13 protein-coding genes are annotated in these 18,701 nt (G+C 69.8%); 7 read left to right on the top strand and 6 right to left on the bottom strand.

From position 1 onward, the window contains the following. On the bottom strand, positions 1-1,422 hold the full coding sequence (locus ABDC25_RS11585) for an aminopeptidase P family protein (RefSeq protein ID WP_021199626.1): 1,422 nt from the start codon (positions 1,420-1,422) through the stop codon (positions 1-3). A 36-nt stretch (positions 1,423-1,458) separates the two neighbouring features. Beyond that, positions 1,459-2,481, bottom strand: a complete 1,023-nt coding sequence (locus ABDC25_RS11580; protein ID WP_021199627.1) for an endonuclease/exonuclease/phosphatase family protein — start codon at positions 2,479-2,481, stop codon at positions 1,459-1,461. Between the two features lie 100 nt (positions 2,482-2,581). On the opposite strand from ABDC25_RS11580, the gene ABDC25_RS11575 reads away from it, so the two are divergent. Continuing rightward, positions 2,582-3,454 (top strand): PHP domain-containing protein, encoded by an 873-nt coding sequence (locus ABDC25_RS11575; RefSeq protein WP_021199628.1) that lies wholly within the window; start codon positions 2,582-2,584, stop codon positions 3,452-3,454. Positions 3,455-3,517: 63 nt separating this feature from the next. Continuing rightward, positions 3,518-4,426, top strand: coding sequence for a DUF817 domain-containing protein (locus ABDC25_RS11570; protein WP_021199629.1), 909 nt, complete (start codon positions 3,518-3,520; stop codon positions 4,424-4,426). Positions 4,427-4,522: 96 nt separating this feature from the next. Here ABDC25_RS11570 and ABDC25_RS11565 read toward each other — a convergent pair whose 3' ends face one another. After that, positions 4,523-6,043 carry a DEAD/DEAH box helicase gene (locus tag ABDC25_RS11565; protein WP_021199630.1) on the bottom strand — a complete coding sequence of 507 codons (1,521 nt, stop codon included), beginning with the start codon at positions 6,041-6,043 and terminating at the stop codon, positions 4,523-4,525. A gap of 197 nt (positions 6,044-6,240) precedes the next feature. On the opposite strand from ABDC25_RS11565, the gene ABDC25_RS11560 reads away from it, so the two are divergent. After that, on the top strand, positions 6,241-6,954 hold the full coding sequence (locus ABDC25_RS11560) for a ferritin-like fold-containing protein (protein WP_021199631.1): 714 nt from the start codon (positions 6,241-6,243) through the stop codon (positions 6,952-6,954). 18 nt (positions 6,955-6,972) lie between these two features. Here the strand turns inward: ABDC25_RS11560 and ABDC25_RS11555 are convergent, their stop codons facing one another. Further along, positions 6,973-7,260 carry a hypothetical protein gene (locus tag ABDC25_RS11555; RefSeq protein WP_021199632.1) on the bottom strand — a complete coding sequence of 96 codons (288 nt, stop codon included), beginning with the start codon at positions 7,258-7,260 and terminating at the stop codon, positions 6,973-6,975. Between the two features lie 7 nt (positions 7,261-7,267). Next, the gene (locus ABDC25_RS11550; RefSeq protein ID WP_017828623.1) at positions 7,268-7,492 is read right to left on the bottom strand and encodes a DUF3107 domain-containing protein; all 225 of its coding nucleotides are present in this window, start codon (positions 7,490-7,492) and stop codon (positions 7,268-7,270) included. Positions 7,493-7,662: 170 nt separating this feature from the next. Between ABDC25_RS11550 and ABDC25_RS11545 the strand changes: the two genes are divergently transcribed. Further along, positions 7,663-10,884 (top strand): ATP-dependent DNA helicase, encoded by a 3,222-nt coding sequence (locus tag ABDC25_RS11545; RefSeq protein WP_347123019.1) that lies wholly within the window; start codon positions 7,663-7,665, stop codon positions 10,882-10,884. After that, positions 10,881-14,420 (top strand): ATP-dependent DNA helicase, encoded by a 3,540-nt coding sequence (locus ABDC25_RS11540; RefSeq protein ID WP_347123017.1) that lies wholly within the window; start codon positions 10,881-10,883, stop codon positions 14,418-14,420. Before ABDC25_RS11545 ends, ABDC25_RS11540 begins: the two co-directional genes overlap by 4 nt. Here ABDC25_RS11540 and ABDC25_RS11535 read toward each other — a convergent pair. Further along, positions 14,366-15,739, bottom strand: coding sequence for a hypothetical protein (locus ABDC25_RS11535; protein WP_040569699.1), 1,374 nt, complete (start codon positions 15,737-15,739; stop codon positions 14,366-14,368). The genes ABDC25_RS11540 and ABDC25_RS11535 overlap by 55 nt on opposite strands. A 64-nt stretch (positions 15,740-15,803) precedes the next feature. Here ABDC25_RS11535 and nudC point away from each other — a divergent pair, with 64 nt between their 5' ends. Next, positions 15,804-16,685, top strand: a complete 882-nt coding sequence (nudC, locus tag ABDC25_RS11530; RefSeq protein ID WP_347123015.1) for an NAD(+) diphosphatase — start codon at positions 15,804-15,806, stop codon at positions 16,683-16,685. Next, complete coding sequence (locus ABDC25_RS11525) at positions 16,682-18,403, top strand: ATP-dependent helicase (protein WP_021199637.1); 1,722 nt, start codon at positions 16,682-16,684, stop codon at positions 18,401-18,403. The genes nudC and ABDC25_RS11525 overlap by 4 nt, the downstream gene beginning before the upstream one ends. Positions 18,404-18,701 lie beyond the last annotated feature (298 nt).

The following is an 18,701-nucleotide window of genomic DNA, read 5'->3' as shown; positions in this document are numbered from 1 at the left end:
TCAGCTCTGCAGTCGCGCCATCCACGCCTCGACCTCGTCGGCCGTGCGGGGGATGCCGGCCGAGAGGTTCACGGGGCCGTCGTCGGTCATCACGATGTCGTCCTCGATGCGCACGCCGATGCCACGGAGCTCGGCCGGCACGGTGAGGTCGTCGATCTGGAAGTAGAGTCCGGGTTCGATCGTGAACACCATGCCCGGGGCGAGGATGCCGTCGTAGTACATCTCGCGACGGGCCTGGGCGCAGTCGTGCACGTCGATGCCGAGGTGGTGCGAGGTGCCGTGCACCATGTACCGACGGTGCTGGCCGCCCTTGTCGGCATCCAGAGCCTCTTCGGCGGTGACGGGCAGCAGACCCCACTCGGCCGTCCGCTCGGCGATGACCTTCATGGCGGCTCCGTGCACGTCACGGAAGCGTACACCGACCCGAGCGGCGGCGAATGCCGCGTCGGCGGCCTCGCGCACCGTCTCGTAGACGCGCCGCTGCACGTCGGTGAACGTGCCGGAGACGGGCAGCGTGCGCGTGATGTCGGCGGTGTACAGGCTGTCGGCCTCCACACCCGCATCCACCAGGATCAGGTCACCGGGAACCACGGTTCCGTCGTTGCGCGTCCAGTGCAGGTAGCAGGCGTGCGGGCCGGAGGCGGCGATCGTGTCGTAGCCCTCGCCGTTGCCGTCCTCGCGTGCGCGGCGGTGGAAGACGCCTTCCACGACGCGCTCGCCGCGTGCATGAGCCGTCGCGGCCGGAAGCTCGCGGATGATGTCGTCGAAGCCGTTCGCCGTGATCTCGACGGCGCGGCGCATCTCGGCGATCTCGAACTCGTCCTTGATGAGGCGCAGCTCCGAGACGAAGCGCGTGAGGTTCTCGTCCTCGTCGAGCACCAGCTCGCCCTCGACGGCTTCCCGGTCGTCCAGATGGGCGGTGGCGATGTCGAGATCGGCGGCGACCCCGGCGAGGGACGGTCGCGGACCGATCCAGAACTCTCCGACCGTGGCGTCGGCGTAGAACTCCGTCGTCGTGCGGTCGGCGCGCTCGCGGAAGAAGAGGGTGATGTCGTGGCCGGTCTCGGTCGGTGCGAAGACGAGGACCGAGTCGGGCTCGGCATCCGATGCCCACCCGGTGAGGTGTGCGAAGGCGGAATGCGCGCGGAAGACGTAGTCGGTGTCGTTGCTGCGCTGCTTGAGAGAGCCGGCAGGGATCACGAGGTGCTTGCCGGGGAAGGCCGCGGAGACGGCGGCACGACGCGTGGCCGCGTACGACGCCTGGGCGCGCGGCGCGGGAAGCGTCTCCGGGCGTTCGGCCCAACCGGTCGAGATCGTGTCGAGGAAGCCCTGGGGGAAGGGCTGCTTGCGGTTGGTGGTGCCGTTGTCGACAGACGCTTCGACGGTGGGTTCTGCGATCGTGTCGCGCTCTCCTGTGCTCATCCCTCCAGTCTGTCACCTGGCGGGCGGGTGCGGGAGTCAGCCGGCGGGCTCGAGCTGCACGACCAGAGCGCGGTGGTCGCTGCCACCGGCATCGTCCAGCACGACCGACCCCGTCGGAGACCAGTTCTGCGACGCCATCACATGATCGATCGGGGCGCCGGCGAGGGCAGGGAGAGAGCTCGGCCAGGTACCCGTGAGGCCGTTGCCGGTGCGGGACGCGACATCGCGGCAGTAGCCGATATCTCCGCCCTCGACTCCGAGAGGGGCCATGTGGTCGATCGTCGCGTTGAAGTCACCGGCCAGGATGAAGTCGCCCTGGGGGCACTGATCCGCGATCCACTGCAGGTCGCTGCGCCACTGCTGCATCTCCTCCATGCGCGGCGCGACCGCGTGCACGGCGACGATGGTGGGGCCGGAGCCGTCGATCGGCATGAGCACGACGCTGGGCACCGAGCCGGTGTTGCTGGTGCCATCCTTCGCCGACTCGATCACGGAGTACTCCCCGAGGTCCGGGGCGACCAGCACGGTCGTCTGCCACGACTGCGGCCCGTCCTGCACATCCGGGCGGAACTGCACGTGGTGCACCCACATCGGGTGTCCCTGCTCGCGGAGCATGATAGCGATGCGCTCGCCGACGGCCTCGGTCGTCTCGGGAAGGGCGACGATGTCGGCCCCCTGATCGAGGATCTGCTGGGCGATCACCTCGGCAGACACCGCTTCTCCCGCCGTGTTCCAGGTGAGCACGCGGACACTGTCCTCGGTCTTCTCCGGGAGCGGTGATCCCCCGAAACCGCGAACGGCACCGATCGCCGCGGTCGCGCCGGCGCCGAGCAGCGCAACGATCAGGACAGAGGCGGCGAATCCGCGGAGCGGACGGGCGAACAGGAGCAGGAGCGCGAGCACCGCGACGACGAGGAATCCGCCGAGCACGATGCCGCGCGCGGACACGAGCTGCGCGAACGGGTAGGTCTGCTCGAGACGGAAGAACTGCGGCCACACCACGACCGCCGTCGCGATCGCGAGCAGCACGGTGAAGAGGATCCCCAGGAGACGAAACATCCCCACCAGCCTAGGAGCGTCGCCTGTGAAGTCCCTGCCTCGACATCCGCTTCCGTGCGCCTCCGCGTCCGCGCGGGTCGCCGCTCGGTACGCTCGGAGGATGGCCTCTTCGTCCCACGGATTCGCCGGTCCCGCCGACCTGCACCTGCACTCCAACCATTCCGATGGCACGGAGTCGCCGGCCGAGGTCGTCCGGCAGGCGCACGCGCACGGGGTGCGCACGCTCGCGCTGACCGATCACGACCGCTCGACCGGTTGGGGCGAGGCGGGAGACGCCGCCGTCGCACGGGGGATGACCTTCATCCCGGGGATGGAGCTCTCCGCGAAGCACGAGTGGCGCAGCGTGCATGTTCTCGGCTACCTCTTCGATCCGGAGGATGACGCACTGCGGGCCGAGACCGATCGCATCCGCGGTGATCGGATCGGCCGTGCCGAGCGGATCGTCCGCAACATCGGGCGAGACTACGACCTGCAGTGGGACGACGTGGTGGCGCAGACGGCACTCGACGCGACGGTGGGGCGTCCGCACATCGCCGACGCCCTCGTCGCCCGCGGCATCGTGCGGGATCGGAGCGAGGCGTTCGACGGCATCCTGCATCCACGGGAGGGGTACTACGAGCCGCATTACGCACCCGATCCGCTGACCGCTGTGCGTCTGATCACCGAGGCGGGGGGAGTGGCGATCATCGCCCACCCCGTGACGGCGGGGCGCGACCGCATGATGCCCGTGGCGTTCATCGAGCGCCTCGTCGATGCAGGCCTCGGCGGGTTCGAGATCGAGCATCGCGAGAACACGGAGGCAGGCAAGCGGCTGCTGCGAGAGATCGCCGCGAAGCACGACCTCATCATCACGGGCTCGAGCGACTATCACGGCGACGGCAAGCCCAACCGTCCCGGCGAGAACACCACCTCTGACGAGATGGTGGCCAGGCTCATAGCACGCGGCACGGGCACCGCCCCGCGTTTTCCCTGATCCTCGGCATTCTGGCGGTCATCTCCCGGCGAGCTGTCGAGCGGGACCGATACCGTCCGAGGCATGCAGCGAGCGACTTCCCTCGAGCGACGCGTCGACGCGTGGGCTCATCGCCTCCTCCGCGATGCCCCGTCGAACGGCATCCGCGCCGGCCTGATCGAGTTCGCGGTGTTCGTCGTCAAGCAGGCGTGGGCGTGCATCTTCGGGGCGGCGCTGCTGGTCCTGATCGTCGCCGCGCGTCTGTGGTACCCCGACGATGCGGTGCTCGCCCGCAACGACGCACTCACCATCGCCGCTGTGCTCATCCAGGTGGCGATGCTCGTCTTCCGACTGGAGAGCGGGCGTGAGCTGTGGGTCATCGTCCTGTTCCACATCACCGGCACCGCCATGGAGCTCTTCAAGACCGACGTGGGGTCGTGGGCGTATGCCGCGGACGGGATCCTCCGCATCGGCGGTGTCCCGCTGTTCAGCGGTTTCATGTATGCGGCGGTCGGGTCGTACATGGTGCGCGTCTATCGGCTGTTCGACCTCGGGTTCACGCGGTATCCGCGGCGATGGATGACGGCCGTCCTCGCAGCGGCGATCTACCTCAACTTCTTCACCCACCACTGGTGGTGGGATGCCCGCTGGGTGCTCCTGGCGGGAGTCGTGGCGCTCTGGCTGCCCACAGTGATGCACGCGCGGGTGTGGCGGCGCACGATCCGTCTGCCGCTCTTGGCCGTCTTCGGCGGGGTCGCGGTGTTCATCTATCTCGCGGAAAACATCGGCACGTGGGCGGGCGCATGGGCCTACCCGGATCAGGCCGGAGGCTGGCAGCCGGTCTCGTTGAGCAAGCTGAGCTCGTGGTTCCTGCTGATGATCATCTCGGTCGTGCTGGTCGCCTGGGTGTATCCGCCGCAGGTACCGGCAGCCGTGCTGCGCACGGCCGACGAGGCACGCGCACAGGAGCCGGATGTCGGCGACCGACGGTGAACCCGCCGCAACCGGCTCTCGGCTTCCGCGTCCGCACATGCGAGAGGGCGCATACGCCGGAGTGAACCCGGTGGATGCGCCCTCTCGGTGACGTGCTCAGGCCCCGGTGACGGGAGCCGCGCCGGCGCCGGAACCGCCACGACGACGACGGCGACGACGTGCCGGAGCCGGCTTGCCGTCGTGGTGCTCCTTGCCCGCACCGTCATGCGTGCCCGCGCCCTCGGCACCGCGATCGGCGGCCGGTGCGGACTGCCCCTCGCCGGACGTCGACTCTGCCGCGCCTTCGGTGAAGGTCGAACCGACCGGAGTCGTGCTGTTGCGACGGCGACGACGGCGGCGGGTGCCGCCCTCATCGGTCCCCTCGGCGGCGGCGTCGGCCGCGCGCTCGGGTCGACGGGTGCGCTCGGTCTTCACGGACTCCGTCTTGGGCGCCGACACCAGGCGGCCCTTCGTGCCCTGGGGGATGTTGAGGTCCTCGTACAGATGCGGGCTGGACGAGTAGGTCTCGATGGGCTCGGGCTGGCCGAACTCGAGGGCGCGGTTGATCAGGGCCCACTTGTGCAGGTCTTCCCAGTCGACGAAGGTGACCGCGATGCCGGTCTTGCCCGCGCGGCCCGTACGGCCTGCACGGTGCAGGTACGTCTTGTCCTCATCCGGGATCGTGTGGTTGATGACGTGCGTCACGTCATCGACGTCGATGCCTCGGGCGGCCACGTCGGTCGCGACCAGGACGTCGCGCTTGCCCGCCTTGAAGGCGGCCATCGAGCGCTCGCGCTGATCCTGACCCATGTCACCGTGCACGCCACCCACATTGAAGCCGCGGTCGCTCAGCTCGTCGACGAGGCGCTGCGCCGCGCGCTTCGTGCGGGTGAAGATCACGGTCTTTCCGCGACCCTCGGCCTGCAGGATGCGGGCGATGACCTCGTCCTTGTCCATCGAATGCGCACGGTAGACGAGGTGCTTGATGTTCGCCTGCGTGAGGCCCTCGTCGGGGTCGTTCGCACGGATGTGGATCGGGTTCGACATGAAGCGACGTGCGAGGGCGACGATCGGGCCGGGCATCGTCGCGGAGAACAGCTGCGTGTGACGGACGGCCGGGACTTTCTGGAAGATCTTCTCGATGTCGGCGAGGAAGCCGAGGTCGAGCATCTTGTCGGCCTCGTCGAGCACGACCTCGGTGGCGTGCGAGAGGTCGAGCAGGCGCTGACCGGCGAGGTCGATCAGTCGACCGGGTGTGCCGACCACGATCTGCGCGCCGGCCTTGAGCTGGTCGATCTGGCCCTCGTAGGCCTTGCCGCCGTAGATGGCGACGACGCTGGTCGAGCGGTTGCTGGTGAGCAGGTCGATGTCCTCGTACACCTGCACCGCGAGCTCGCGCGTCGGCACCACGATGAGTGCCTTGACGCCGTGCTCCGGGTCCTTGCCGAGGCGCTGGACGACGGGGATGCCGAAGCCGAAGGTCTTGCCTGTTCCCGTCTTGGCCTGACCGATGATGTCCTGGCCGGGAAGGCCGAGGGGGATGGTCTGCTCCTGGATGGGGAACGCGTCGACGATGCCCTTGGCGGCGAGTGCGTCGACGATGTCCTGATCGATGCCGAGATCGGCGAAAGTTGTCACTTTATTCAGATTGCCTGTCCGGCGAGCCTGCGGGATCGCCACGTTAACGGATCCACGCCGTCTCTTGTGCCACAGGCGCGGGGCCCCGCTCCGACGGCGGGGACACGCCCAGCCTACCCCGAGGGGCGCCTCCGGCCAGGAAGGAGCGTTCGGCACGAGTATTGTGAACGTCGTGGTGGACTCGGGAGGACGACCTCGTGGTTAAGTGGTTCTGGCAGCGCGACGACGCGCCGCGACGCACCCTCGCGCTGCGCGGCAGAGGCGAGCAGGGAGATGCGACGCGCATCGACTTCGCCGAACTCGCCCCCGAACTCAATCGGTTCCTCGGGCAGGCCGCCTATCTGCAACTGGGCTACTTCGAGACGCTGACGCGTCTCATCCGCGCCACGACCGCGCTCTCCGAGAAGGAGTCGCTGTCTCGTGCGGCAGGGGCCGCCTTGACCAAGCACCGGGGGATCGTGGAGCTCATCGCCGAGCACGGGGACGACCCCACGCAGCTGATGCTCCCGTTCCGGGAGAACCTCGACGCGTTCCGTCGAAAGACCATCGGCGCGCGCCCACGGGAGACGCTTCTCGCCGTGTACATCACCGCCGGAATGCTCGACGACTTCTATCTCGCGCTGGCGTCCAGCTACGGAGACACCGGGCGGCGCGTGGCGGAGATCCTCCGCGAGGACGACGCTCGACACGAGATCGTCGCCATCATCCAGGAGACGATCGAGAGCGACGAGGAGTGGCGTTCGCTGCTGTCGATGTGGGCGCGCCGCCTGGTCGGCGACACGATCCTCGTCTGCCGCTCTGCGCTGCGGCCCGAGCGTCTCGAGATCGACGAGGAGCGCATCGAACCGGTCTACACCGAGCTCATGGGTGCGCACGCTCGTCGCATGGACGCGATGGGACTGGCGTCCTAGGCGACGCAGTTCGACGGGTCAGATGCCCAGCGCCGCCCTGCTCTGGGCGTCGGAGCGCTTGCGCATCCCGGTGATGGCCACGGTCGCCAGTGCGGCGACGACGGGAGCGCCGAGGACGCTCGCGAGCCACAGCCAGATACTGTCCTCGCCCACACCGGCCCACTGCAGGCCCGTGTAGGTGAGCGCCGATACGGCGGTGGCGATCGCCGGGGTCAGGGCGACGCCGCGCAGCTCGCGATCGCGGATCAGGAAGTGCGCGGCGATTCCCAGAGCGCACGCGCCGATGAGTGCGAGGAGGATGTACATCGCGCGGTCAGGCGACGAAGCCGACGCGGCGCGATTCCTCGGTGCCCAGCTCGATGTAGGCGAGGTTCGCGGTCGGGACGATGTAGGAGTTGCCCTTCACGTCGGCGAAGCTCACGTGCGACGCGCTCTGCTCGAGCGCCGCGGCGACCTGGGTGCGGACCTCTTCAGCGCTGGCGCCGGTGTCGAAGCTCAGTTCACGGCCGGTGTTGATGATGCCGATGCGGATTTCCACGCGTGCTCCTTGAAGTTCGGGGACTGCGCCAACTCTACCCCGCGGGCACCGGGCAGGATCGGCCGCGGGGACCGGTTTCGCCGTGAGCGCACAGCGCGGACGACTGCGACCCCGGACGTGCCTGGCGGGTGCGGGCTGCGATGTCCGCACGTCCGGATAGCGTGGAGGTCATGACACCCGATACCGCTCAGCGCGCTGTGATCGCCGCAGAGCCGTCGGCATCCGGCGTCGTCATCGGCGCGCCGGGAACGGGCAAGACGCGCACCCTCATCGAGCGTGTCGTGCACCTGCTCGACGTCGAGGGGCTGCGCCCCGAACAGGTTCTCGCCCTCACCCCGAACCGCCAGGCGGCGACGGCTCTGCGCGATCGGATCGGCGTGCGCATCGGTCAGGCGACGCCGGGACCGTTGGCCAGATCGCTCGGTTCCTTCGCCTTCCAGCTCGTCCGTGGAGCGATGGTGCGAGAAGGAGCCGAACCGCCGGCGCTGCTGACCGGTGCCGATCAGGACCGCATCATCGCCGAACTGCTCGCCGGAGATGCGGAAGACGGGCGCATCCGGTGGCCCGACGCGCTGAGCACTTCCGTGCGCGCCTCGAAGGGGTTCCGCTCCGAGCTGCGTGCCTTCCTCGCCGAGTGCACCGAGATCGGCGTCGACGCCGCGGAACTCCGGGCCTCGGGAAACGAGGTGTGGGTGGCGACGGCGGAGTTCCTCGTCGAGTACCGCATGGTCCTCGACGCGCTCCGCTCGGCGCACCGCGACGCCGCTGATCTGCTCAGCGAGGCGAGCACCATCCTGGATACGGCAGACGCGAACACCCTCGGCCCGCTCGCTCCCTTGCGCGTGGTGCTCATCGATGACGCGCAGGAGCTCACCCGCGGTGGGATCGCCGTCGTGACGGCCTTGCGCAGCCGCGGGATCGCCGTGCACGCCTTCGGCGATCCCGACATCTCATCCGGGTCGTTCCGTGGAGCCAGCCCCGAGCTGTTCGCCCAGCTCGCCGGCGTGCTGGGAGACGTGCACGTACTCGACGGGCCGCACCGCCAGCGTCCGGCGCTCACGGCGCTCACCCGCACCGTGACGCAGGCGATCGGCGTGTCCGGACGGGTCGAGCACCGGCGCGCTCCGGTGCCGGTGACCGCCGAAGAGGTCGAAGCCGGAGTCGCGACGTTCGTTGCTCCTTCCCCCTATGAGGAGCTCGATCGCATCGCCGGCGTCATGCGCGAGTGGCACCTCTCCGACGGCATCCGCTGGGACCGGATGGCGGTCATCGCCCACGACACCCGGCAGGTCACCGCACTCGAGACCGAACTCGCCGCCAGGGAGATCCCGACACGAGCGGCCGGTGTGCAGCGCCCGCTCGGCAGCGAGGGGATCGTACGCGACATCGTCGGCATCGTGCGTCTGGCACTCACCCCGGTCGAAGAGCGCACGTCGCCCGCACTCGAGGAGGCGCTGCGCACCCCCTTCGGAGGGATGGACGCGATCGGGCTGCGGCGACTGCGTGCGCGCCTCCGACACGTCGAACTCGAGCAGGGAGGATCGACGCCTGCACGCGAACTGCTGCGCCGGGCGATGGCGAATCCTGCGCACCTCACGCTGATCGACGCTCCGGAATCGCGCACGGCCGAACGGTTCGCCGAGACGATCGAAGCGCTCTCCCGCGGCGCGGCGGCGGGGGAGACGATCCACGACCTGCTGTGGCGGGTCTGGGATCAGGCTCGGGCCGTCGACGGCCGGCGGCTGCAGGTCGCCTGGCGCGAGATCTCGCTGCTGCCGACGGGAGCGGAGACGGCTCGTTCGCTCGATGCGCTGGTCTCTCTGTTCGACTCCGCGAAGCGCTTCGTCGAGCGTACGCCGAACGAGAGGCCCGAGGTCTTCGTGCGCGACATCCTCGACAGCGAGGTTCCGGAGGATTCGCTGTCGACTCCCGACCGGCCGGGAAAGGTCACGCTGCTGACCCCCGCCACCGCCCTCGGCACGGAGTTCGACGCGGTCGTGGTCGCCGGCGTGCAGGACGGCATCTGGCCGAACGTGCGGTTGCGTGGCGGTCTGCTGCAGACCTGGCGTCTGCCGGATGCGATCCAGGCCGCCCGCACGGGGATCTCCATCGAGGCTCCAGGGGTCCTCGACCGTCGACGTGCGGCACTGCACGATGAGCTCCGGCTCTTCGTGCGCGCTGTGTCGCGCGCACGCGATCGTCTCCTGATCACGGCGGTGGACGACGACGACCTCACGCCCAGCCCGTTCTTCGGCTTCCTTCCTGCGCCGGAACCACCCGAGCGGCATGCCTCGGCGGAGCACCCGCTCACCCTGCGCGGACTCGTCGCGCGGCACCGACGCACGCTCACGACGACGGTCGCCGAGCCGGTGCGCCGTGCCGCCGCGGCACAGCTCGCCGTCCTCGCTCGCGAAGGCGTCCCTGGAGCCGACCCGGCGGAGTGGTACGGGATCACCCCACCATCGACGCAGGCGCCGCTGCGCGATCTCGCCGTCACCGGAGCCCGGGTATCGCCCTCGAAGATGGAGTCCTACGAGGAATGCGGCCTCAACTGGGTCGTCTCGGCGCTCGGCGGCGACACCGTGATGCCGCCGACCGCCGGCATCGGCACGATCGTGCACGAGGCGATGGAGAGGGTACCCGAAGGAGATCTCGAGCGGATGCGGGAGATCGTGGCCGAGCACTGGCCGGAGCTCGATTTCGAGACCGAGTGGATCGGACGCAAGGAACGACGTCGTGCCGATCTGCTCGTCGATCGGCTGCACACCTACCTGGGCGACGTGCGCCGGGAGGGAGGGCGCGTCATCGGCAGTGAGGTCGAGTTCCGCTTCGCCGTCGACGTGGCTCCCGCGACCGACGAGGAGATCGCGCCGACGGTGCACGCGGTGGGGGAGGACCGGGCGAATAAGGCGATCATCCACGGCTACATCGACCGTGTGGAAGCCTACCCGCCGGGCGCCGGCGAGCATCCGGCAGCTCGAGGCCGCGGCTGGGAGCCGATGTCGGGGGGTCCTGACGGCCCGACGGTCGTGGTCGATCTGAAGACGGGGAAGAACGATCCCGAATCCGACTCCGGTGTGATCGAGCACGCGCAGCTGGCCGCCTATCAGGTGGCGGTCCAGCAGGGACTGATCGAGGGGGCGCCGTCGTCGTCGCTGGCCGGCGCTCGACTCGCGATCGTCTCCAAGACACTCGCCAAGAGCGACTACCGCATCGCCCATCAGCACACGCTCGACGATGAGTCGCGAACGGCGTTCCTGAAGCGCGTGTCGGATGCGGCTCGCGGCATGTCGGCATCGAGCTTCACCGCGCAGGTCGAGTCGCACTGTGCGGACACGCAGCGCCGAGTGCACCCCTGCCGCATCCACACGGTGCCGGCGGTGAGCTCATGACGGGCGTGAGCGGACCGGAGCGGAGCGGCGCAGGGTGGAGCGGCGGTGCGGGCATCTCCGCCACAGACATCGCGGCTGCGCTGGGGCAACCGTCGCCGACACCCGCACAGCAGCGGGTGATCGAAGCGCCGCCGGAGCCTGCCCTGGTCGTCGCCGGAGCAGGAAGCGGTAAGACCGAGACGATGTCGGGGCGGGTGGTCTGGCTCGTGGCCAACGGGCACGTCCGCCGCGACGAGATCCTCGGCCTCACCTTCACGCGCAAAGCCGCAGGAGAGCTCGCGGAACGGATCGCCCATCGGCTCGCGGTCATCGACGAGTACGGACGCCGGGGGCTCCTCCCGCATCTGCCCGAGATCGTGGCGGACGGGTCACTTCGGAGGGTCGACGAGGCCGTGCCGGGCCGACAGCGTGAGCTGGTGCGCGCGCACGTGCTCGACGAACTCGCTGCGCACCGCGGAACGGGATGGGATCCGGTGACCCCTCGTGCTGCGGAAGACCTGATGATCCGGCCGCGCGTCTCGACCTACAACGCCTTCGCCGACGGCATCGTCCGTGAGCACGCGGCGCGCATCGGACGGGACCCCGACGTGGCGATGCTCAGCCAGGCCGCCTCCTGGATGCTGGCACGCGAAGTGGTGCTCCGCAGCGACCTCCCCGAGCTGGAGAACATCGATTTCGCGCTCGGCACGGTCATCGACGCTGTGCAGAGGCTCGCCGGCGATGCCCTCGACCACCGCGTCGACCTCGACCGTGCCGAGCACATCGCCCGCGATCAGGCACTCGCGTTCGAGCCCTATCGGGGCAACGCCGACGTCGAGAAGGCGGCGGTGAACCTGCTCAGTCTGCCGACGCTGACCCGCCTCGTGCGCGACTACATCGCCGAGAAACAGCGCCGAGGCGTGCTCGACTTCGCCGACCAGGTGGGCGGGGCCTACGACATCGTCGAATCGGCTCCCGACGTACGGGCCGAACTGCGCGAGCAGCACCGTGTCGTGCTGCTCGACGAGTACCAAGACACGTCGGTCATCCAGACCCGCTTCCTCGCCGAGCTGTTCCGCGACTCCGCGGTGATGGCCGTGGGCGACCCGCATCAGTCGATCTACGGTTGGCGAGGTGCGAGCGCCGACAACCTCTACGCCTTCTCCCGCACGTTCTCGAGCACCGCAGCGGCGCAGACCTACAGCCTCATGACCAGCTGGCGCAATGATCGAGGCATCCTCGGGATCGCTAACCGCGTGCTCGAACCCCTGCAACGCCCGGGGCTCGACGTGCCGCCGCTCGAACCGCGCCCCGGCGCCGGGGAAGGCACCGTGACCATCGAGTACCCGTTCACGGTCGACGAAGAGGCATCCGCCGTGGCGGAATGGTTCGCCGAGCGCCGTGCCGCGCACGACGCCCGCAGCGCCGGTGAGTCCCCGGGCGCGAAGCCGCACACCGGTGCCATCCTGTTCCGTTCGAAACGCCACATGCAGACGTTCGCCGCCGCGCTCGCGGCGCGTGGCATCCCGCACCGCATCCTCGGCCTCGGCGGTCTGCTGGCGACGCCGGAGGTGGTCGACGTCGTGTCGACGCTGCGCGTGGTGCACGACCCCACCGCGGGGTCGGCGCTCATCCGCCTTCTCACGGGTCCTCGTTTCGGTGTCGGCGTTGCCGACATGGCGGCGCTCTACGACCTCGGGCGCACACTCTCCGAGCGCGACCCCGCCATGGCTCCGTTGCCCGAGGAGGTGCGCGCGCGGCTGCGTTCCTCGCGGGGGGCCGACGAGGCGGTCTCGATCATCGACGCGGTCGACGTGGTGCGTGCGGTGCGCGACGACTATCGGCTCCTCGAGTCCATCACGCCCGACGGCAGGGCGAGGGTGCGTGCGGCGGGGGAGATGCTCGAGCGACTGCGCCGCGCGTCCTCCCAGCCGATCCCCGAGCTGATCCGGCTGGTCGAGCTCGAACTGCGGCTGGACATCGAGTTGGCGGCCAACGAGACCAGAGGCCCGGCCCGTGTCGCCGCGACCCAGCTGCGGGCCTTCGCCGATGAGGTACGAGCCTTCCTCGCGGCGGACGAGCGGGGGAGCATCGGCAGTCTGCTCGCGTGGCTCGACAAGGCCGAGAGCACCGACGAGCTCATGCCCCGGCCCGAGCCGCCGGAGGCCGGAGTCGTGCAACTGCTGACGATCCATGGGTCGAAGGGGCTGGAATGGGACGCGGTCGCCGTGGTGCGGCTCGTGATCGACGAACTTCCCAGCCGGGTCTCCGACACCTCCGGCTGGTTCGGCTTCGGAGTCGTTCCGTTTGCTCTGCGCGGTGACCGCGACGCGCTGCCCCGATTCGAGTGGGATCCGGTCGAGGCGATGGGTGACGAGGCCGACCCCGTCAAGCGCCAGAAGCTCGCGCAGGCCTCACTGTCCGGTGGTGCGACGAAGGCGAATCCCCGGGGCGGCGCGATCAAACGCTTCAAGGATGCCTACCGGACCTATCAGCAGCAGGAGGAGCGGCGTCTGGCGTACGTCGCGGTCACCCGCGCGCGCACCGATCTGCTTCTCAGCGGTGCGCATTGGGCAGGACAGAAGTCTCCGCGCACCCCGAGCCCCTATCTGGTCGAGGCCATCGAGGTGCAGGGGCTCGACGAGGTCGAGGCGGTCGACCCCGACGACAACCCCTATGACGGCCCCGGTTCGACGTTGCGGTGGCCCCTCGACCCGTTGGGGGCACGACGAGAGGTCGTGTCCGCGGCGGCTGCGGCCGTGGATGACGCCGCCCGCAGAGGGACGGCGGAACCGTCGGTGGAGCTCGCCCGCCTGCTGGCCGAGCGTGCGGCGAGGCAGCGCGGAACCGACGCGGACGCCCCGACGCGCGTCCCGGCATCGCGATTCAAGGACTACGTCACCGACTTCTCCGGCACGCTCTCCTCGATCGTCAGACCCATGCCCGAGCGACCGTACCGGCAGACCCGGCTCGGCACGCTGTTCCACGCCTGGGTGGAACAGCGTTCGGAGCTGGTCGGTGTCGGCAGCCGCCCGGATGAGGCCCTCTGGGAGCTCGACGAGGATGAGATCGCGTCGGAACCCGCGCAGGCGACGGTGGAGACGCGGGAGGGGGCGGCAGCGACCGCAGATGCCGCCGATCTCGCCGCTCTGCAGGCGACCTTCGAGCACAGCGAATGGGGAGGACTGCAGCCGATCGCCGTCGAGATCGAGATCGACTTCGCCCTCGGCGCCGGACTTCCCTCGTCGGAGGTGGCAGGATCGCACATCGTCATCTGCAAGCTCGACGCCGTCTACCGACGTGCCGACCGTGGTGGACGCATCGAGATCGTGGATTGGAAGACCGGGAAGGCTCCGCGAACGGCAGACGAGCGCGAGGAGCGGATGCTGCAGCTGGCGCTCTACCGTCTGGCGTACCATCGGCGCTTCGACGTGCCTCTGGAGGACATCGACGTCGCGCTGTACTACGTCGCGGACGACCTGATCATCCGTGGCGACCGTGTCTACTCGGAGGAAGAGCTCTTCCAGCGCTGGAGCGCCGCCCGCGCCGCACGCTGAGCTTCGTCCGAGTCGGACTCGTCGTACTCGGCCGCAGCGTCCGATGCGGAAGGACGTGTCTGTTCGCGGGGCTCGAAACCACGGGTACCCGCGAAGATGCTCCGCGCCTCGGAGAGATCCTCGGTCTCGACATTGAGCATCTCGGTGCGGTGAGCGCTGTCGTCCTGGTCCCGGTCGGTCGTGCGTCCGGTGTCGATGGTGCGCACCGGTTCCAGTGACTCCGTGTCCTGCGGCGACGACTCCGCCTCCTCCGGGACTTCGATCCACAGTTCTTCGGGGTTGTAGGCATCGGTGTGCATGGAGGTGTCGACCTCGGCGACGGCATCCCGGGGCACGCGGTCGAGCGCGTCCATGGCGGAGTCGACGCCGGCAGCGCGGGCATCGATGATGCTGAGGTCGTCCGTTCGCAGGCCCTCGGCGAGAGCATCGAGCAGTGCGGCGGCATCGTCGACGATGTCCGGCCGATGCATGGAGTCGCCGTGCACGAGCCAGCGTGCGAACTCGAGTTCGGCGAGCAGGCGGGCTCGCACCTCGAGGCCGGGATCGGGGGCACGGTCGACGGCGCGGGCATACGCGGCGTGGACGTCGTCTGACGCATCGGGAGCTGCGGAGAGCCAGGAGAGGTCGACCGCCGGGTCTCCCACCGCGAGCCCATGCCAACCGACGAGGCCGACCACTTCGGGCCCGCGCTCCGGATCGTCGTCGAACAGGAACGAGGTCGACTGCACGCCTCCGAGGACCACGGTGGACTCGAAGCGCCAGAGGTCGTCGTCGGCGACGGCATCGCGCCAACGCACTGTGAGACGTGCCGGCACGCGTCCGGTGGCCGCCGCGGTGTCGATCAGGCGCTCCAACTCGGCGCGGCTCTCTTCGGCGGTGCGGGTTCCGAGTCCTGCGCCCCGGACGACCGAGGTGGGAAGGCCGTGCACGGCGGCGATCGCGGCTCCCATCGACGGCGCGGCACCGCGCCCCGCGGGCACCAGGGCCGCCTCGATCTGGAAGCCGGGGAGGAGCTCGGTGACGAGTGCGCGACCCTCGCCGATGCGCGTCTCCCCGATGTAGGCGGGCACGCGGAACGGCAGCATGGCGCGGGCGCCGTCGGTGAGCGCTCGAAGAGCGAGGGCTTCGGCGGCGAGTTCGCGCGCCGTCTCGTCGTCGTCCGCGACGCGGATCGCGAGTTCACGGCCGTCCGCCAGCGAGGCGATGGCGGAGTCGAATCGACCGTCGCCGTCCGCGCTCAGACCGCGGGCACCCGTGACCTCCGCCCCGGGCAGTGCGGCGGTCACTGCCGCGGCTAGAGTGAAAGGAGAGCGTCCCATGCCCCCAGGGTAGGTCGGCTCAGGGGCGGTCCCGCCTCCGCCACGCCCGTGAAAGAGGGAGTCGATGACCATTCAGCGCCCGTCCCTCGACCGTGCAGCCGAACTCCGCGAGGAGCCGGATGTGCTCGATCGTCTGCGCGCCGACCCGGCGACCCGCGTCATCGTCGTGCGTGAGGGACGTGTCCGGGTCGTCGATTCCGCGCTGCTGCGCGTCGCACCGGATGCGGTCGTCGAGGCGACCTGGGCTCTCCTCGGCCGCGATATCGACGGCACCGTGCTGCTCCTCGCCGCCGCCCCGCCGGAGAACGACGCACTCGACACGGCCCCGGACGAGATCTGGCTCGGCCTCCGTGACCTCGGCGGACGTCTCGACGGGCAGGAGTCCGAGCTCCTGATCGGCGCGATCGCCCTCGCGGGATGGCTGCGCGATGCCCCGTTCTGCCCTGCGTGCGGTGGAGCGACGCGACTTCAGCAAGGCGGATGGTCGCGGCGCTGCCTCGTGTGCGGGCGCCAGCATTTTCCGCGCACGGATCCAGCGGTGATCGTCGCCGTCGAGAGCCGGGACGGCGAGCGCCTCCTGCTCGGCGCCAACGCGAACTGGGGCGGACGGATGTTCTCGTGCTTCGCGGGCTTCACCGAGGCCGGGGAGTCCCTCGAATCGACCGCATATCGCGAGATCGAGGAGGAGTCGGGCGTGCGACTGTCCGCTCTGCGGTACGTCTCGTCCCAGGCCTGGCCGTTCCCGCGCTCGCTCATGGTGGGCTTCCGCGCCGTGGTCGACGACGAGTCCGCTGCACGCCCCGACGGGGAAGAGATCATCGAGGTGCGCTGGTTCACGCGCGCGGAGATCGGCTCCGCACTCGCCGGAGACGGGCCTGTGGGCCTTCCGGGCCCGGCATCCATCGCCCGTGCCCTGATCGTCGAATGGTACGAGGACCACGCGTGAGCGCACTCGATGCCCTCGATGAGCGGCAGCGGGCAGCGGCATCCGTGCTGCGGGGACCCGTCGCCGTGCTCGCCGGTGCCGGGACCGGAAAGACACGGGTGATCACGCATCGCATCGCGCACGGCGTCGACACCGGCGCCTATTCGCCTTCGCGTGTCATGGCCGTCACGTTCACCGCCAAGGCCGCGGGCGAGCTCCGCGGTCGCCTGCGTGCTCTCGGAGTCGAGGGTGTGGCTGCCCGCACCTTCCACGCGACAGCACTCGCTCAGCTGAACTTCTTCTGGCCCACGCTGGCCGGTTCCCCGGCGCCCTCGATCATCGACAACAAGGTGCGGATGCTGGGGCAGGCCGCCGACGCGATACGCCTCCGTCCCAGCACGGCCACACTGCGCGACATCGCCTCCGAGATCGAGTGGCGCAAGGTCTCGATGCTGTCGATCGACCAGTACGCGGCACTCGGGCGTCCGATCAGCGGTGTCGATGCGGGCCAGCTGATCGAACTGATGCGGGGATACGAAGCACTGAAGGACGATCGTCGTCAGCTCGACTTCGAAGACGTGCTCCTCGCCTGCGCGGGCATGCTGGAGGCGGAGCCCCGGGTCGCCGCATCCGTCCACGAGCAGTACCGGCACTTCACGGTCGACGAGTTCCAAGACGTCTCGCCGTTGCAGAACCGGCTGCTCGAGCTCTGGCTGGGCGATCGCCATGACATCTGCGTGGTCGGCGATGCCAGCCAGACCATCTATTCGTTCGCGGGGGCCGAGCAGCGGTTCCTGCTCGATTTCGAGCGCCGCCACCCGGACGCGACGGTTGTGAGGCTGGAGACGAACTACCGCTCGCAACCGCCGATCCTCACCGCAGCCAACGCCCTGATGCACGGCCGCCCCGGCGCGTTGGAGCTCGTGCCGGCCCGGGAGCAGTTCACCGCGGATGCGCCGACCATCACCGCCTACGACACCGAGGGGGAGGAAGCCGCGGGGATCGCTGCGGCGATCTCCGCCCGCATCGAGGCGGGTGCCTCCCCCTCGGAGATCGCAGTCCTCTACCGGGCGCACGCGCAGTCCGCGGTTCTGCAGCAGGCGCTCGCGGCCGAGGGCATCGCGACGTCGGTGCTGGGCGGCACACGCTTCTTCGCCATGCCGGAGGTTCGTCAGGCGATCCTCGCGCTCCGGGCCGCCGCCGTGGCTCCCAGCGAGCAGGGCTTCCTCCCCGGGGTGGAGCGGGTGCTTCGCGAGCTCGGTCTCACAGAGGAGCCGCCGGCGGCAGGGGGAGCGCAGCGCAGCGGATGGGAGGCGCGACGTGCCATCCTCCGGCTCGCGGAGGAGGCGGGGCCCGAGGCGGATCTGCGAAGCTTCAGCGACGCGCTGATGGCGCGGGCGAAGGACCAGCACGAGCCGACCATGCGCACCGTCACGCTGTCGACCCTGCATGCCGCCAAGGGGCTGGAGTGGCCGCACGTGTACCTCGCCGGATGGGCGGAGGGATCGCTGCCGATCTCGTATGCGACGACGTTCGAGGCGATCGACGAGGAGCGGCGACTGGCCTACGTGGGCGTCACGCGCGCCGCCCGTACGCTGGCGCTGTCGTGGTCGAGATCAGCGGGTCGGGGGGAGCGCTCTCCGTCGCGGTTCCTCGCTGAGATGGGGACCACGGGCCGCGGCACCGGCATTCTTCGTGAAACGACACCGGACGCCACTCGCGGGAACCGTCCGCGCTGATCCGCACCATCCTCCCGGACGCACCTTCGTCGTCGGCGAGGAGCAGCGCGGCGAGCCGCCCGGCTTCAGCGACCTGCGCGGCGCGGATCGGGCCCGGATCACGACCGATCATCTGCGTGTGCAGCAGTGGCCAGGCCGGGTCGAGGTCTCGGGCATGGGCGTCGCGACACGCGAGACAGGCGGACACACCGGGGACCACGAGCGGCCCGACGGTCACGCGGCCGGGCTCGAACGCGACCGGTAGGTGCGCGACGTCCTCGCGCAGGTAGCGGGCGAACTGCAGTGCCGCGGACACGCC

The sequence above is a fragment of the Microbacterium sp. SY138 genome, assembly GCF_039729145.1.
GTDB lineage: Bacteria > Actinomycetota > Actinomycetes > Actinomycetales > Microbacteriaceae > Microbacterium > Microbacterium maritypicum_A.
Note: the sequence above shows the minus strand (reverse complement) of the source record. Positions and strands in the feature narration are given on the sequence as shown.

What these genes read in the sequence shown, in the direction of transcription:
- ABDC25_RS11575 (WP_021199628.1), top strand. Translation starts at nt 2,582, where the DNA reads ATGGCCTCTTCGTCCCACGGATTCGCCGGTCCCGCCGACCTGCACCTG.
- ABDC25_RS11585 (WP_021199626.1), bottom strand. Translation starts at nt 1,422, where the DNA reads ATGAGCACAGGAGAGCGCGACACGATCGCAGAACCCACCGTCGAAGCG.
- ABDC25_RS11580 (WP_021199627.1), bottom strand. Translation starts at nt 2,481, where the DNA reads ATGTTTCGTCTCCTGGGGATCCTCTTCACCGTGCTGCTCGCGATCGCG.
- nudC (WP_347123015.1), top strand. Translation starts at nt 15,804, where the DNA reads ATGACCATTCAGCGCCCGTCCCTCGACCGTGCAGCCGAACTCCGCGAG.
- ABDC25_RS11545 (WP_347123019.1), top strand. Translation starts at nt 7,663, where the DNA reads ATGACACCCGATACCGCTCAGCGCGCTGTGATCGCCGCAGAGCCGTCG.
- ABDC25_RS11535 (WP_040569699.1), bottom strand. Translation starts at nt 15,739, where the DNA reads ATGGGACGCTCTCCTTTCACTCTAGCCGCGGCAGTGACCGCCGCACTG.
- ABDC25_RS11555 (WP_021199632.1), bottom strand. Translation starts at nt 7,260, where the DNA reads ATGTACATCCTCCTCGCACTCATCGGCGCGTGCGCTCTGGGAATCGCC.
- ABDC25_RS11570 (WP_021199629.1), top strand. Translation starts at nt 3,518, where the DNA reads ATGCAGCGAGCGACTTCCCTCGAGCGACGCGTCGACGCGTGGGCTCAT.
- ABDC25_RS11540 (WP_347123017.1), top strand. Translation starts at nt 10,881, where the DNA reads ATGACGGGCGTGAGCGGACCGGAGCGGAGCGGCGCAGGGTGGAGCGGC.